Origin of the sequence: Streptomyces sp. TRM70350, from assembly GCF_019219825.1 — a bacterium.
GTDB lineage: Bacteria > Actinomycetota > Actinomycetes > Streptomycetales > Streptomycetaceae > Streptomyces.
The window spans coordinates 53,090-68,915 of the sequence record NZ_JAHUXH010000019.1; the positions used below are offsets into that span (position 1 = coordinate 53,090).

Here is a 15,826-nt window from a genome sequence, read left to right on the forward strand (position 1 = left end):
CCGAACCCCGACCGGACCCCGGCCATCCCACACCCGCCAACACCGGCTACCCCACCCCCACCAGCAGCTCCGCCTCCGCCTCCCGCTCGGCCATGGCTCGCAACGGCCCGTCCACCACGGCCAGCTCCGCGTACGGCCCGCGCTGTACCACACGCCCCTCGTCCAGCACGATCACCTCGTCCACGGCCTCCAGCCCGGCCAGCCGGTGCGTGATGAGCAGGGTCGTACGGCCCTCGGTGGCGGCGAGCAGATCCGCGGTGAGCGCGTCGGCCGTCGGCAGGTCGAGGTGCTCGGCGGGCTCGTCGAGGACGAGGACGGGGAAGTCGGCCAGCAGCGCACGGGCCAGCGCCAGTCGCTGCCGCTGTCCACCGGACAGCCGCGCCCCATGCTCGCCGACCAGCGTGTCGAGCCCCTCGGGCAGGCCGTCGGCCCAGTCGAGCAGCCGGGCTCGCTTCAGGGCGGCGCGCAGTTCGTCGTCGGTGGCGTCCTTCCTGGCGAGCAGCAGGTTCTCCCGCACCGAACTGTCGAAGAGGTGCGCGTCCTGCGCGCACAGCCCGACCAGCCGCCGTACGTCGTCGCCGTCCAGGGCGTACGCGTCCACGCCGCCCAGCGTGTAGGAGCCGGCGTCCGCGTCCAGGAAGCGCAGCAGCACCCGCGCGAGCGTCGTCTTGCCGGACCCGGACGCGCCGACCACGGCGACCCGGCGCCCCTTGTCGAGCGTCAGGTCGAGCCCGGCGAGCGCGTCCCGGTCCTGCCCGGCGTGCCGGGCCGTCAGGCTCTTGACGGTGATCGGGAACGGCGACGCGGGCGCCTGCCGCGGCCGCTCGGGTTCGCGGACGGGCTCGGAGGCGTCCAGCACCTCGTACACCCGCTCGGCGCTCTTGCGCACCCGCTGCCGGAACTGCACGGCGATCGGCATCCCCAGCACGGCCTCGAAGGCGGCCAGCGGTGTGAGCACGACGACGGCCATCGCCACGCCGTTCAGCCGCCCGGCGGCGACCGCCTGGGCGCCCACGAGCGCGGCGGCCGTGACGGTCAGGCCGGAGATCAGCGCGGTGAGCCCGTCGCCGATCGCGGTGGCGGTCGCGGCGCGCGAGGCGATCCGGGTGAGCGCGGAGTCGGCCCGCCGGGTCTCGTCGGTTCGTGCGGGCAGGGCGCCGGCGACGGTGAGTTCCGCGGTGCCGGTGAGCAGGTCGGCCACGCGTGTCGCGAGCATCCCTCGGGCGGGGGCGAGCCTGCGTTCCGCGCGCCGCGCCACGGCGGCGGTGGCCAGCGGGACGCCGGCGCCCGCCGCGAGCAGTCCGACGGCGAGCACCGCTCCCGCCTCGGGCAGCAGCCAGCCGGTGAAGCCGACGGCGGCCGTGGAAACGGCGACCGCGGCACCGGCGGGCAGCAGCCACCTGAGCCAGTAGTCCTGCAGGGCGTCCACATCGGCGACGAGCCGCGACAGCAGGTCGCCCCGGCGGGCGTGGCGCAGCCCGGCGGGCGCCAGCCGTTCCAGTCGGCGGTAGACGGCCACCCGGGTGTCGGCCAGCATGCGCAGCACCGCGTCGTGGGACATGAGCCGCTCGGCGTACCGGAACACGGCCCGCCCGATCCCGAAGGCGCGCGTGGCGGTCACGGCCACCATCAGATACAGCACGGGCGGCTGCTGCGAGGCCCGCGAGATGAGCCAGCCGGAGGTGGCCATGAGTCCGACGGCGCTGCCGAGGGCCAGGCTGCCGAGCAGCAGGGCCAGCCCGAGCCGTCCGCGCCGGGCACCGGACAGGGCACGGACGCGGGCGAGGACGCCACCGTCGGTGCGTGTCGCGGGTGCGGCCTCGTGCGTGTCCCGAAGGGCTTCGGGGGCCGGGAGCGTCTGGATCGTCCCTCGAAGGGTCTCGGAGGCCGGGGCCGCCTCGATCGTCCCTCGAAGGGACTCGGAGGCCGGGGCCGCCTCGATCGTCCCTCGAAGGGACTCGGACGCCGGGGCCGCCTCGATCGTCCCTCGAAGGGACTCGGACGCCGGGGCCGCCTCGATCGTCTCCCGGGCGGCCGCGAAGGCCGGGCCCATCTCGGTCGGACGGACTGCCTTCAGCGACGCCTCGGCGGCCGGGCGAGCGGGGGAGACAGCCTCGGCGGTCGCGCGAGCGGGGCAGACAGCCTCGTCGAGCCGCGCCGCCCGTTCAACCCCGCCCAGCCGCACCACCCGGTCCGCCACGCCCAGCAGCGCCGGTCGGTGCACGACCAGCAGCACGGTCCGCCCGGCCGCCAGCCGCCGTACCGCCGCCACGACTTCGGCCTCGGTCTGCCCGTCGAGCGCGGCCGTCGGCTCGTCGAGCAGCAGTACGGGCCGGTCCGCGAGGAAGGCCCGGGCCAGCGCGAGCCGCTGCCGCTGCCCGGCGGACAATCCGGCGCCGTCCTCGCCGAGCACGGTGTCGACGCCCTGCGGGAGGGCGTCCACGAACGCGAGCGCTCCCGCGTCCGCCAACGCCCGGCGTACGGCGGCGGCGTCCGCGTCGGGGCGGGCCAGCCGTACGTTCTCGGCGATCGTCCCGGCGTACAGGTGCGGCCACTGCGGCACCCAGGCGATCCGCGCCCGCCACTGCTCCAGGTCGACCTCGGTGAGGTCCACTCCCCCGATCCGCACCCGCCCCTCGGTCGGCCGCACGAACCCCAGCAGCGCGTTCAGCAGCGTCGACTTGCCCACACCGCTCGGCCCGACGAGCGCGACCGTCTCCCCGGGCTCGACGTCGAAAGTCACGTCGGACACGGCGTCCGTGGCCCGTCCCGGGTACCGGACGGTCACGCCCTCGAAGGACAGCGCACCCGCCGACGGGGTCCGGGTCCCCGACTCCGGCGCCGGCGTCTCCAGGACCGAGAAGATCTCCTCGGCCGCGGCGAGCCCCTCGGCCGCCGCGTGGTACTGCGCGCCCACCTGCCGCAGCGGCAGATACGCCTCGGGCGCGAGGATCAGGATGACCAGGCCGATGTAGAGGTCCATCTCGCCGTGCACGAGCCGCATGCCGATGGTCACGGCGACCAGCGCGACCGAGATCGTGGCGAGCAGCTCCAGCGCGAACGACGACAGGAACGCGATCCGCAGCGTGCGCATCGTGGCCTGCCGGTACTCGTCGGTGATCCGCTTGATCGACTCGGCCTGCGCCTTGGCCCGCCCGAACACCTTCAGGGTCGGCAGCCCGGCGACCACGTCCAGAAAGTGCCCGGACAACCGGGACACCAGCCGCCACTGACGGTCCATCCGGGACTGGGTGGCCCAGCCGATCAGCACCATGAAGATCGGGATGAGCGGCAGGGTGCCGACGATGATGGCGGCGGAAACCCAGTCCTCGGTGACGATCCGCGCCAGCACGGCCACCGGTACGACCACCGCGAGGCCCAGCTGCGGCAGATAGCGCGAGAAGTAGTCGTCGAGGGCGTCGACTCCGCGCGTGGCGAGAGCGACCAGCGATCCGGTGCGCTGCCCGCTCAGCCACCCGGGACCGAGCTGCGCGGAGCGCTCCAGCAGCCGTCCCCGAAGCTCGGACTTCACCGCGGCACTGGCCCGGTGCGCGGCGAGTTCGGTGAGCCAGGAGACCAGCGCCCGACCGCAGGCGACGGCCACCAGCAGCACGAGAGGAGTGCGGAGTTCCGCGACGGACATCCCGTGCTGGAACGCGCCGACAACCGTCTCGGCGATGAGCATGGCCTGGGCGACGACCAGCCCGGCGCCGACGGCACCCAGACCGACGACCGCCACCAGGAAGAGCCGGGTGGCGCGGGCGTGGCGCAGGAGACGCGGATCAATGGGTTTCACGTGAAACATGCCCTTCAGTCCCGTGGGGTGTGTTTCACGTGAAACACACCCCGGCCGGACTCAATGTGCGGGTTCGGCGATGTGCTGCGTACCGATCCGCTTGCGGAACACCCAGTAGGTCCACGACTGGTAGAGCAGGACGATCGGTGTGGCGATCGCAGCGCACCAGGTCATGATCTTCAGGGTGTACGGGCTCGACGAGGCGTTGGTGACCGTCAGACTCCATCCCTCATCGAGCGAGGACGGCATGACGTTCGGAAACAGCGACAGGAAGAGCATCGCGACGGCGGCGACGATGGTGACGCCGGAGAGCGCGAACGACCAGCCCTCGCGCCCGGCCTGGTTCGCCACCAGCGCGACGACCAGCGCGGCCACCGCGACCACCATGGCGACCAGGCTCTTGCCGTTCCCGCTCTCGACCTGCGTCCACAGCAGGAAGAGCACCGCCAGCCCGGCCGTCACAAGACCGACCTGGAAGGCCAGCTTGCGGGCCCGCTCCCGGATGTCCCCGACCGTCTTGAGTGCTGTGAACACCGCACCGTGGAAGGTGAACAGCGTCAGCGTCACCAGACCGCCGAGCAGCGCGTACGGGTTGAACAGGTCCCAGAGGGTGCCGACGTACTCGAAGTTCCGGTCGATCTTCACGCCCCCGACGATGTTGCCGAAGGCCACACCCCACAGGAAGGCCGGGATCAGCGAGCACCAGAAGATCGCGTGCTCCCAGTTGCGCTGCCAGTTCTCCTCGGGCCGCTTGGCCCGGTACTCGAAGGCGACGCCCCGGACGATCAGGCAGATCAGGATGAGCAGCAGCGGCAGGTAGAAGCCCGAGAAGAGTGTCGCGTACCACTCGGGGAAGGCGGCGAACGTCGCGCCGCCGGCGGACAGCAGCCACACCTCGTTGCCGTCCCACACCGGACCGATCGTGTTGATCAGCACGCGCTTCTCGGGCCGGTTACGGGCCAGCAGCTTGGTGAGGACACCGACCCCGAAGTCGAAGCCCTCCAGGAAGAAGTAGCCGGTCCACAGGACGGCGATCAGGACGAACCAGACGTCGTGCAGTTCCATGACTGTGCAGCTCCCTCGGCCTAGTACGAGAAGGCCATCGGCTTGTCGGCGTCACGGGCGTCGCCGCCGATCTTCGTGGGCGGGTTCAGGTCGGCCTCGGTGAGCTCGGGCGGGCCGGCCTTGACGTACTTCACGAGCAGCTTGACCTCGATCACGGCGAGGATGGCGTAGAGCGTCGTGAAGGCGATCATCGAGGTGAGGATCTCGCCCTGGGAGACACCGGGGGAGACCGCGTCGCGGGTCTGGAACAGGCCGTAGACGACCCACGGCTGACGGCCCATCTCGGTGAAGATCCAGCCCCAGGAGTTGGCGATCAGCGGGAAGGCCATCGTCCAGACCGCCACCAGCCAGTACAGGCGGGTGAGTCGCGGGCGGAGCGGCGTCGTCAGCAGCACCAGATGCGGGACCTCCTCCTCCCCGGTTCGGTACGCGGCCGGCAGCAGGAACTTCTTCCGCGTGAGCCACAGCCCGAGCAGGCCGATGGAGAGCGACGCCATGCCGAAGCCGATCATCCAGCGGAAGCTCCAGTAGGCGACGGGGACGATGGGCTTGTAGTCACCGGGGCCGAACTTCTCCTGGAGGGCCTTGTTGGTGTCGTTGATGCCCGGCACGTACGACTCGAAGTCGCTGTGGGCCAGGAAGGAGAGCAGGCCGGGTATCTCCAGGGCCACCTTGTTGTGCCCCTTGTCGACGTCCCCGTACGCGAACACCGAGAAGGGCGCCGGCTTCTCGCCGTCCCACAGGGCCTCGGCCGCGGCCATCTTCATCGGCTGCTGCTCGTACATGACCTTGCCGAGGGTGTCTCCGCTGACCGCGGTGAGCAGGCCGCCGACCGCCACCGTGACCAGGCCGAGCCGGAGGGACGTCCGCATGACCGGGATGTGCTTCTTGCGCATCAGGTGGAAGGCGGCGATGCCCACCATGAAGGCGCCACCGGTCAGGAAAGCCGCGGAGAAGCTGTGGAAGACCTGGTTGAGCGTGGTGTTCTGGGTGAGCACGACCCAGAAGTCGGTGAGCTCGGCCCGTCCCTTCTCCTCGTTGATCCGGTAGCCGACCGGGTGCTGCATCCACGAGTTCGCCGCGAGGATGAAGTACGCCGACAGCAGCGTGCCGATCGAGACCATCCATATGCAGGCCAGGTGGATCTTTTTCGGCAGCTTGTCCCAGCCGAAGATCCACAGGCCGATGAAGGTGGACTCGAAGAAGAAGGCGATGAGGGCTTCGAAGGCGAGGGGCGCGCCGAAGACGTCACCGACGAAGCGCGAGTAGGCGGACCAGTTCATGCCGAACTGGAACTCCTGCACGATGCCGGTGACGACACCCATGGCGATGTTGATCAGGAAGAGCTTGCCCCAGAACTTGGTCGCCCTGAGGTACTTCTCCTTCTCGGTGCGCACCCAGGCGGTCTGCAGGCCGGCCGTGAGGGCGGCGAGCGAGATCGTCAGGGGGACGAACAGGAAGTGGTAGACGGTGGTGATGCCGAACTGCCATCGCGCCAGAGTCTCCGGCGCCAAAGCCAATTCCACGTCGTCTCTCCTTACATCGCCGTGGACACTGCGGCAGTTTGCCCCTTTTGCCCTACACATCCCAGGCAACGGGCGAGCTTGTGAACGCGTTCACATTCACAAGCCATTATGACGCACGGATTCTCGATATCCGAAGGGGGGTCCCCTTACCCCCCGTCAACCCCTTGGCAGCAACTTCAACGTATTGTTGAATGCCCGGCATGCAGACACAGCCGACACAGATCCGGATCTCCTGGCCCTCGGGGCACCTCACCGCGACCCTCGACGACACCCCGACGACGCGAGCCCTCGCCAAGGCACTGCCGCTCGCCTCCACCGCACGCACTTGGGGCGAGGAGGTCTACTTCGACACGGGCGTCGCCGTTTCACGTGAAACGGACGCTCGGCAGGTCGTCGAGCCCGGCACGGTGGTCTTCTGGACCGACGGCGACGCCCTCGCACTCCCCTACGGGCCCACGCCCATCTCCCGAGGCGACGAGTGCCGCCTCGCCAGCCCCTGCAACATCCTCGGCCGTATCGACGGCGATCCCCGCATCCTGGCGACGGTCCACGACGGCGACCCGATCCGGGTGGAGGTCATGGACGCCTGAGCGAGGGGACGATCTCCCAGGGTCTGGGCGACCGCCCCCTCGACTGTGCCGCCGCGGTCGCCGCCTCACCCTGCCTCAGAGCTCCTTCCGGTCCTCAGAGTTCCCGGACCTCAGAGCTCCTTCCTGACCTCGGAGTTCCCGGACCTCAAGTCCCTTCAGGACTTCAGAGCTCCCTTCGGAACCCCTCCGCCACCTTCAGGAAGATGTCGTTCCCCTCGGCCTCCCCGACCGTCACGCGCACACCCTCGCCCGGGAACGGCCGCACGACCACACCCGCCTGCTCGCACGCCGCCGCGAAGGCGACCGTGCGCTCGCCCAGCGGCAGCCACACAAAGTTGGCCTGGGTCTCGGGGACCGTCCAGCCCTTGTCACGCAGTCCGTCGACCACGCGATTGCGCTCACACACCAGCGACCCGACCCGGCCGAGCAACTCGTCCTCGGCGCGCAGCGAGGCGATCGCCGCCTCCTGCGCCAGCCGACTCACCCCGAACGGCACCGCCGTCTTGCGCAGCGCGGCCGCCACCGGTTCATGCGCGATGGCGAACCCGACGCGCAGACCAGCCAGGCCGTACGCCTTCGAAAACGTCCGCAGAACACAGACGTTGGCCCGCTCGCGGTACAGCTCGACGCCGTCCGGCACCTCGGGGTCGCGGATGAACTCGCGGTACGCCTCGTCGAGCACGACCAGCACATCGCCCGGCACCCGGTCCAGGAAGCGCTCCAGCTCGGCCCGCCGTACGGCCGTGCCGGTGGGGTTGTTGGGGTTGCAGACGAAGATCAGCCGCGTCCGGTCCGTGATCGCGTCCGCCATCGCGTCCAGGTCGTGCACGGCCCCCGGCGTCAGCGGCACCTGCACGGACGTGGCACCGCTGATCTGCGTGATGATCGGGTACGCCTCGAAGGAGCGCCAGGCGTAGATCACCTCGTCGCCGGGCCCGCTGGTGGACTGCACCAGCTGCTGGGCGACACCGACCGAGCCGGTGCCGGTGGCCAGGTGGGACGCGGGGACGCCGAAACGGTTGGACAGCTCGTTCACCAGGTCCGTGCAGAACATGTCCGGGTAGCGGTTGAAGGACGAGGCGGCGGCCGTCACGCTCTCCATCACGCCGGGCAGCGGCGGATAGGGGTTCTCGTTGGAGGACAGCTTGTATGCCACCGGCCCGTCGGCCGCGGCCGGCCGACCCGGCTTGTAGGTGGGAATTCCCTCCAGCTCGGCGCGCAGCTTGGGGCTCGTCTCGCTCACCGCAGTCCTCCTCGCGACCACCGGCGGCCCCTGACCGCCGCCGGCTTCCAATGCTTCTCACCTTATGAGGATTCGGGGCGACTGCGTATGGGTGAGGAAGGGTGGGATCAGACCTCATCAGTCCCACTGGCATCAGCGGCAACACCGTATGAAGGCGTACGAATCGGGGGGCGCGCCGTACATATATCTACGCGCCGGTGGCTCACGCCGTAGCGCGCATCGCCCGGTCAGGTGAGTTGAGACCTCTTCGAAACATCGGTGTGTTGGCAGGCCCGTACGCGCCGACAAGTCACGTACTGCAACAGGAAGGCCCAACCTCCTTGATATCCAAGGCATTTAGCGTCTCATGACCTTGCAGAAACGTGCCTGTCAACGGGTGCATATGCGTCCGCACTACCCCACCGCATGAGCCCTACTATCGGCTCGCCATGACAGCAGCAGGGAAGCACCAGGTGAGCCGCGCGGAAACCTCTCGTCGAGGCAGTCGGCCGGGCCGGGCGGGCATCAGAGACGTGGCCGCCGCCGCCGGAGTCTCCATCACGACCGTCTCCGACGCCCTCAACGGCAAGGGCCGGCTCCCGGACGCCACCCGACGCCATGTCCGCGAGGTCGCCGACCGGCTGGGCTACCGCCCCTCGGCCGCGGCCCGAACTCTCCGTACCGGCAAGTCCGGGCTGATCGGTCTGACCGTGACGACGTACGGGGATGAACCTTTCACCTTCACGGAGTTCGCGTACTTCGCCGAGATGGCCCGCGCCGCCACCTCGGCCGCGCTCGCCCGCGGCTACGCCCTCGTCATCCTGCCCGCGACCTCCCGCCACGACGTGTGGTCGAACGTCGCCCTCGATGGCACCGTTGTCATCGACCCCTCCGACCACGATCCGGTCGTCAACGAACTGGTCAGGCAGGGTTTACCGGTCGTCTCCGACGGCCGCCCGGCCGGCACGCTCCCGGTCACGGCCTGGGTCGACAACGATCACGAGGCCGCGGTGCTCGGCATCCTCGACCACCTCGCCGAGGCCGGCGCCCGCCGGATCGGCCTGCTGACCGGGACCACGACCGACACCTACACACACCTGTCCACCACGGCGTACCTGCACTGGTGCGAACGCGTCGGCCAGGACCCGGTCTACGAGGCGTACCCGGCGCACGATCCCTGCGCGGGCGCCGTCGCCGCCGACCGGCTGCTCGCCCGGCCCGACCGGCCGGACGCCGTCTACGGCCTGTTCGACCCGAACGGCACCGACCTGCTCGCCGCCGCCCGTCGCTACGGACTGCGCGTACCGGACGATCTGCTGCTGGTCTGCTGCAGCGAGTCCACCGTGTACGCCAACACCGAGCCGCCCATCACCACGCTCTCCCTGAAGCCGCGCCGGATCGGCACGGCCGCGGTCCAGCTGCTCATCGACGCCATCGAGGGCGTCGAGTCGGACCGGCCGGTCGAGCAGGTCATACCGACCGAGCTGATCGTGCGCACCTCGTCGCAGCGGCGCTCGCCACGCACCACGGTCAGCCCACCGCGGACGCCCGGCTAGGGCCGGTCGTTCGCATCAGGTCGGCTGAGGGAAACTGCGCCATTCAGCCGACCCGAGCGGGGGCGATGTCGGCTGGGGGTCCCCTGCTCGAAGAGCTGGGGGGAGCCCGTGCCAGGCCCCGCGACACCGGCATGATCCCAACGACCGGCGGGGCTGAAGCACGCCACAGGGGTGGCGCGGCGCGGTCGACGGACCGGTGAAAGCCCGACCCAATCGGGGCGAAAGCCGCGGTGAACCGGAGTCCAGTTCCGATTCACCACCCCTGGGTCATCACATGGCGCGATCCGCATTCCTATGATGGGCCCACGACACCGCGGGCCGCTGCGACCAGGCAGTCCGATGCGGTGCAGATGCGGCGCGATGGTGGAGGGGTCGATGACTCAGGGGGCCGGTCAGGGACCCGAGGTGGAGCGGACGGCGACGCTGCGCGACTTCCGGGTGCCCGCTTACGTCCACGAGACCGGCCCGTACGTCCACAGCGCGCACCCCGGCGAGGTCGCAAGCCCCGTCGCCGAGCCGGTGGACTACCCGGAGGAGTACACGCCCACGGAGCGCGACCTGCCCGTCATCAACCGGGGTGACACGGTTCAGGTGAGCGTCGATCCGCTGGCCGTCCCGGCCGCACAGCCGCAGTCCACCACCGGCCCCGGGCCCCTGTACGTCGTGGGCGACGTGCACGGCTATCTCGACGAGCTGGTGGCCGCGCTGCAGGAGAAGGGCCTCATCGACGCCGCAGGCCAGTGGTGCGCAGGGACCGCACGGCTGTGGTTCCTGGGCGACTTCACCGACCGCGGTCCGGACGGCATCGGCGTCATCGACCTCGTGATGCGGCTGTCCGCCGAGGCCGCCGCGGCCGGCGGCTACTGCAAGGCCCTGATGGGCAATCACGAACTGCTGCTGCTCGGCGCCAAGCGGTTCGGCGACACACCCGTCAACTCCGGCGCGGGCACCGCCACCTTCCAGGCGGCCTGGCTGCTCAACGGCGGGCAGAAGACCGACATGGACCGGCTCCAGGACCACCATCTGCAGTGGATGGCCCGCCTCGACGCGCTCGTCGAGATCGACGGCCATCTGCTCGTCCACTCCGACACCACCGCCTATCTCGACTACGGCGACTCCATCGAGGCCGTCAACGACAACGTCCGCGAGGCCCTCACCCGCAACGACGCGGACGAGGTCTGGGACCTGTTCCGCAAGTTCACCAAGCGCTTCTCCTTCCGCGACGAGGGCGGCGCCGACGCCGTACGCTCACTGCTCGATACGTACGGCGGCACCCGCATCGTTCACGGCCACAGCCCCATTCCCTATCTGCTCGGCGAGGTCGGCTCCGAGGACGGCGAGGACGGCACCGGCCCGGCGGTCGAGGGACCGCACGTCTACGCCGACGGCCTCGCCATCGCCATGGACGGCGGGGTGACCATGGCCGGAAAGCTGCTGGTCCAACAACTTCCCCTGGGTATCTGAGCGTTCCCGGGGCAGGCGTACCCCGACGGCGGACCGGCGCACGACGGCGCGGGCCAAGGGCCAATTTCTTCAAATCCCCTGTCACGGCGCACCGTCACCGCTCTACCATCGCCTTATCCGTAGCAGGCTCCCCTCCGTTTCTGCCCGACGGCTCGTCAGCGTGCGAGCCCCAAGCCCTACGGAGCATCGGGGGATGCACATGAACAGCGTTCCGCAGCACCTGTTGAGCGAGGACCGCCAGGAATACGAGCGGCTCCTCGATGAGGTGCTGCGCTCCGCACACCACCGACCGGAACTGGCCGCTGTGGGACAGCGGCTCAACCCCGAACAGCTGCGCACCATGGCGCTCAACGCCACCGCACTCATCACGGCGGCCGCGGCGACCGAGTACCAGCACTACGTGAAGGTCCGCGAGGAACTGCGCCGCCCGGCGCCGTCCACCCCGTCGACCGCCCGCGAATCCGGCTCCACCGAGCCGGGCACGGGCGCCGTGGGGCTCGCCACCACCATGGGAGAGGCCGCCGCCGAGACCGTCGGCGCGGGCGCCGTCGCCATCATCGCGGTCCTGGCCCCCGTCCTGGCCGGAACGGCCGCGGCCATCTTCCTGCTCGTCGGCTACACCCTGAAGATGCTCGACCCCCAGCCGGGCATCGCCCAGACCATGATCACCACCGGGTGGGTGTTCGGCGCCGTGGCCGCGGTCGCGATCCTGCTCGCCGCCGTCGGGCTGCTGCTCACCGCACTGCGCAACCGGCCCTCGCGCGAAGCCGGACCGTACGGCGAACTCAGCGGCGAGGTGGCCAGGGCCAGGGAGGTCTGGCGCCAGGCCCTGCTGGAGAACGGCATCCTGCCGTTCCTCCGGGAGGCGCTCACCGCCCCAGGTCCGACCGCACTGCACCGTACGGCTCCGACGATCCCGACCAGTCGCATCCCGCACCTGGGCTACGACCGCCCGGGCTTCACCAGCCCCGGTGACGGCCCGTCGGGTGCGCGCCCGAGCTTCACCAGCCCGGACTACAGCAGCCCGGACTTCGGAGGCCCGGACCACAAGCCGGAATGACCTGCGGCTTGCGCCCCCGTCCGGGGTGCGCAAGCCGTCGATCCGGTGGTGTCGGTGCGCTGCCGTGTGCGGGCTGGTCCGGGACGACGACGGTCGCGCGGCCGTGGCGACGCGGCCTTCGCGACCCCGTCGGGTTGTTTCGGCTCAGTCCGCGATCGGCAGGTCGCGAGGTCGGTGACCTGGAGGTTGCCCCGCGGGGCGGTCAGGACCAGGTCCCTGTCGGTGCCGAGCGATCAACCACCTTCTGAGCCCTCGGTTGCGCCGAGCGCTTTACTGTCCCTCCGACAGACGCGATGCCGCGGCGTTCCTACGTCGACGCATCACCGTGACGAGAGCAGCCCCCAGCGTTGTCGTGCCCGCGGCCAGGCCGACCAGCGTCCAGGTGTGGTCGCGACCGGTGGCCGCGAGGCTCGGCGAGGACGGCGAGGCGACGCCTGCGGCTCGCTGGATGAGACGGGTGAGTTCTTCGGGGTGTGAGACAGGTGCGGCGTGCGAGGACGGCACCTCGACGGAGACGGCGTTGGCCCTCTTGGCCATCCAGCGCTGCGCCGCGGCCGGAATGTTCTTGTCGTCACTCGCGATCAGGTCGAACGACGGGATGGTTTTCCATGCCTCGCCGGTTGCTTTGTCCGTGAGGGCGGTGTCGACCACCGGACGCTGGGTGGCGGCCATGACGGCGGCCTTCGACGACGGGACGTCGGCGGCGAACTGTTTGTGGAACATGTCCTGCTTGATATACAGGTCCGATCCGGTGCCGCCGCCGGGGAGCGGGCAGGGCACCCTGCTCAGGGCCTGTCCCAAGGTGCTGCCGGGGAACTTCGCGGCGAGTTCGCCCGCGCTCTCACCCTTCGCGGGGAGGAAGCCGGCAGCGAACACCAGCGCCTTCACGTTGGGGTTGCCGAGGGCCGCCTCGTTGATGACCGAACCGCCGTAGGAGTGACCGACGAGGACGATCGGGCCCTTGATGCTGCGCAGCACGCTCGCGATGTAGGAACCGTCGTGCTGCAGTCCCCTGAGTGGGTTGGCCGGAGCGATGACCGGAAGCCCGGCGGCGCGCAGGCGCTCGGCCACCCCGCTCCAGGCGGACGTGTCGGCGAACGCGCCGTGCACGAGGACAACGGTGGGCTTGTCGCCGGTCCGGGGTGCCGTGCCGTCAGCGAAGGCTGGTGACACCGCCGTACCGCACGTCGCGGTGAACGCCGCGAGCAAGCCCATGCCGCGTATGAGACCGCCAGGGATCGTGGAAAGGGATGCGCTCATCTCCGTGCCTTCCGTTGACATCTCCGGCTTTCGATCGTCGGAGTGCCATGGCGAACGGGCACTTCGGGAAGTGCAATCAGGTGACAGAGGGGCTGCCGGGTTTCTCAAGCCGTTCCAGGGCCTCGGTCGTTGCGGTGAAGGCCGAGCGCACCGTCAGGCCGGGCAGGTGCGGGTGTCCACTCTGCGCGTTCCGTGGTCAGGGCTCAGGCAGCCGTACGGCTGTCGGTTGCGCGTCCGCCGCGCTTGTCACGGCGTGGTGCGCCGGGGGCGCGGTCTTCCGCAGCCGGGTGCCGCGGCGTACCCCTGGTCTTGTGCTTGACGTCCTGCCGAGGTGCTGGGACGCGGCCTGGCCGGCGTACCGGCCTGGCCGAAGAGGCCCACATGGTGGCCTGTGCCCGGAAGGTCGCCACAAGGGACGACGAGGCCCGTCCCAGCCGCGATGATGGAGCACGCGATACCGGCCACCGTCTCCCGCCGACGAGGGCACGAAGCCTGCCACGTGGACCGCTGCAGGGCCTGACGGATGCGATCACCACCTGGGCGGGAGAAGCTGTTGTGATATCGCGCCTACCGCTGCCGCGCCTGTTCATCCGAAGCATCTGAGGCCGCCCCCGTACCGGGGCCCAGCCGGGCACGCTTCCTCGGCGTTCTTCCCGCTCATCAGCCATCCCGAGATCGCAAGGAGATCGTCATGACCGTCCGGTCCGGCGGCACCCTCGTTCTGGAACCCGCCGCGCAGCAGATCGCCGACGCCACCTCGCAACCGCCGTTCCTGTACGAGATCGGTCCGGAGAAGGCCCGCAAGGTCCTCGACGACATCCAGGCGGAACCGATCGAGAAGCTCCCCGTCGACTCGGAGTGGATCACCGTTCCCGCGCAGGTCGGTGACGTCCGCGTCCGCATCGTCCGCCCGCAGGACGCCGCGTCTGCCCTCCCCGTCGTGCTCTACATGCACGGCGGAGGCTGGATCCTCGGCAACGCCGACACCCACGACCGGCTGGTGCGCGAACTGGCGAACGGGGCCCGGGCCGCGATCGTGTTCGTCGAGTACGCCCGCTCGCCCGAGGCGCACTACCCCGTGGCGATCGAGCAGGGCTACGCCGTCGCACAGTGGGTCATGCGCGAAGGCGCCGAGCACGGTCTCGACCCGGCCCGCATGGCGGTGGCGGGCGACTCGGTCGGCGGCAACATGACCGCCGCACTGACACTGATGGCCAAGGAACGCGGCGACGTTCGCTTCGTCCAGCAGTCCATGTACTACCCGGTCACCAATGCCGACATGGACACCAAGTCCTACTCCGACTTCGCCACGGGCTACTTCCTCACCGCCAAGGCCATGGAGTGGTTCTGGGACGCCTACGCGCCGGACCGGGCGCAGCGCAACGAGATCACCGCCTCTCCCCTGAAGGCGGACCTCGACCAGCTCTCCGGGCTGCCGCCCGCCTTCGTCATCGTCGACGAGGCCGACGTCCTGCGCGACGAGGGCGAGGCCTACGCCGCCAAGCTCCGCGCCGCGGGCGTTGACGTCACCACCGTCCGCTACGACGGCATCACGCACGACTTCATGATGCTCAACCCGCTCAGCGACACCCACGCCACGCGCGCGGCCGTCGCCCAGGCCATCGCCGTCCTCAGCGACGCCCTGGGAACGAGCGAGGAAGCGTAGACGCGCCGAAGTCGGCTTTGGGGTGACCGGGCGACGGACTGCCCGGGCACGATAGCCACTTGCGAGGACGACGGCCGGACACGGGGGGCGAGGGCCGACTCGCGCAGGCCACCGGGGATCCCGTCGTCGTAAGCCCCGGCCGGTCGCCCCAAGATCGCGGATCACGGCGGCACTGCACGAGGCGGGCGGCTTCGGGGCGTTCAGGATCCCGGCCATGTGACACTGGGGATCCACCTTCGAGCGTCGCACTGAGCGGCGAAGCGGAAAAACCGCAGTTGGTGGATCTTCCCAGATCGGCGCGGGCACGGACACCGACTTACGCGTCGGTGACCGCGTGACGGCGGTCGTCATCCCCATCGGCCCCTCCGAGGCGGCTTACGCGCAGTACATCGTCCTGGACCCGAGGCAGGTCGGAGGAGCTCCGGCCGGAAGCAGCGATGCCGAAGCACCAACGCTGCCGATCAGCGGACGGCCTCCGCGTGGTGGCCGATGCCGCGCCCGCCGACGACTAAGGGGTCCTTGCACTATGAGCGTCCGATCAGGTCGCGTGGTCTGGTGCCGTGCATCGCAAGGCGCCGGAGCGCCCTGGTAGCGGAGCTACCTGGGCGTTTCGGCAACGCG

At 70.2% G+C, this 15,826-nt stretch carries 10 protein-coding genes; 5 read left to right on the forward strand and 5 right to left on the reverse strand.

Features of this window, described 5'->3' with window-relative positions; all coding sequences use genetic code 11:
- Window positions 1–46: 46 nt before the first annotated feature.
- The 3 genes from cydD to KWI83_RS25235 are packed head-to-tail and all read right to left on the reverse strand — an operon-like array spanning window position 47 to window position 6,387.
- Window positions 47–3,796 carry a thiol reductant ABC exporter subunit CydD gene (gene cydD, locus KWI83_RS25225; RefSeq protein WP_218516670.1) on the reverse strand — a complete coding sequence of 1,250 codons (3,750 nt, stop codon included), beginning with the start codon at window positions 3,794–3,796 and terminating at the stop codon, window positions 47–49.
- A 60-nt stretch (window positions 3,797–3,856) separates the two neighbouring features.
- Complete coding sequence (gene cydB / locus KWI83_RS25230; RefSeq protein WP_218516671.1) at window positions 3,857–4,861, reverse strand: cytochrome d ubiquinol oxidase subunit II; 1,005 nt, start codon at window positions 4,859–4,861, stop codon at window positions 3,857–3,859.
- A 20-nt stretch (window positions 4,862–4,881) separates the two neighbouring features.
- Window positions 4,882–6,387 (reverse strand): cytochrome ubiquinol oxidase subunit I, encoded by a 1,506-nt coding sequence (locus tag KWI83_RS25235; protein ID WP_218516672.1) that lies wholly within the window; start codon window positions 6,385–6,387, stop codon window positions 4,882–4,884.
- Between the two features lie 200 nt (window positions 6,388–6,587).
- Between KWI83_RS25235 and KWI83_RS25240 the strand changes: the two genes are divergently transcribed.
- The gene (locus KWI83_RS25240) at window positions 6,588–6,977 is read left to right on the forward strand and encodes a cyclophilin-like fold protein (protein WP_218516673.1); all 390 of its coding nucleotides are present in this window, start codon (window positions 6,588–6,590) and stop codon (window positions 6,975–6,977) included.
- A 163-nt stretch (window positions 6,978–7,140) separates the two neighbouring features.
- Here the strand turns inward: KWI83_RS25240 and hisC are convergent, their stop codons facing one another.
- Window positions 7,141–8,220, reverse strand: a complete 1,080-nt coding sequence (hisC, locus tag KWI83_RS25245; RefSeq protein WP_218516674.1) for a histidinol-phosphate transaminase — start codon at window positions 8,218–8,220, stop codon at window positions 7,141–7,143.
- A 428-nt stretch (window positions 8,221–8,648) separates the two neighbouring features.
- Between hisC and KWI83_RS25250 the strand changes: the two genes are divergently transcribed.
- From KWI83_RS25250 to KWI83_RS25260, 3 genes are all read left to right on the forward strand, one after another.
- Window positions 8,649–9,755 carry a LacI family DNA-binding transcriptional regulator gene (locus KWI83_RS25250; protein WP_218516675.1) on the forward strand — a complete coding sequence of 369 codons (1,107 nt, stop codon included), beginning with the start codon at window positions 8,649–8,651 and terminating at the stop codon, window positions 9,753–9,755.
- Window positions 9,756–10,115: 360 nt separating this feature from the next.
- A complete protein-coding gene (locus tag KWI83_RS25255; protein WP_256362781.1) occupies window positions 10,116–11,219 on the forward strand; it encodes a metallophosphoesterase in 1,104 nt (367 codons plus the stop codon).
- A 193-nt stretch (window positions 11,220–11,412) separates the two neighbouring features.
- Window positions 11,413–12,279 (forward strand): hypothetical protein, encoded by an 867-nt coding sequence (locus tag KWI83_RS25260; protein WP_218516677.1) that lies wholly within the window; start codon window positions 11,413–11,415, stop codon window positions 12,277–12,279.
- Window positions 12,280–12,549: 270 nt separating this feature from the next.
- Here the strand turns inward: KWI83_RS25260 and KWI83_RS25265 are convergent, their stop codons facing one another.
- Entirely contained in the window at window positions 12,550–13,494 is a 945-nt protein-coding gene (locus KWI83_RS25265; RefSeq protein ID WP_218516678.1) for an alpha/beta fold hydrolase, read from the reverse strand.
- A gap of 736 nt (window positions 13,495–14,230) precedes the next feature.
- Here KWI83_RS25265 and KWI83_RS25270 point away from each other — a divergent pair.
- Window positions 14,231–15,205: an alpha/beta hydrolase gene (locus KWI83_RS25270; protein ID WP_218516679.1), complete on the forward strand. Its 975-nt coding sequence runs from the start codon at window positions 14,231–14,233 to the stop codon at window positions 15,203–15,205.
- Window positions 15,206–15,826: the final 621 nt, after the last annotated feature.

Bases quoted from the DNA above. Each gene is read 5' to 3' on its own strand.
- KWI83_RS25265 (WP_218516678.1), bottom strand. From the start codon at position 13,494: ATGGGCTTGCTCGCGGCGTTCACCGCGACGTGCGGTACGGCGGTGTCA.
- KWI83_RS25250 (WP_218516675.1), top strand. From the start codon at position 8,649: ATGACAGCAGCAGGGAAGCACCAGGTGAGCCGCGCGGAAACCTCTCGT.
- KWI83_RS25260 (WP_218516677.1), top strand. From the start codon at position 11,413: ATGCACATGAACAGCGTTCCGCAGCACCTGTTGAGCGAGGACCGCCAG.
- KWI83_RS25270 (WP_218516679.1), top strand. From the start codon at position 14,231: ATGACCGTCCGGTCCGGCGGCACCCTCGTTCTGGAACCCGCCGCGCAG.
- cydB (WP_218516671.1), bottom strand. From the start codon at position 4,861: ATGGAACTGCACGACGTCTGGTTCGTCCTGATCGCCGTCCTGTGGACC.
- KWI83_RS25255 (WP_256362781.1), top strand. From the start codon at position 10,116: ATGGTGGAGGGGTCGATGACTCAGGGGGCCGGTCAGGGACCCGAGGTG.
- KWI83_RS25240 (WP_218516673.1), top strand. From the start codon at position 6,588: ATGCAGACACAGCCGACACAGATCCGGATCTCCTGGCCCTCGGGGCAC.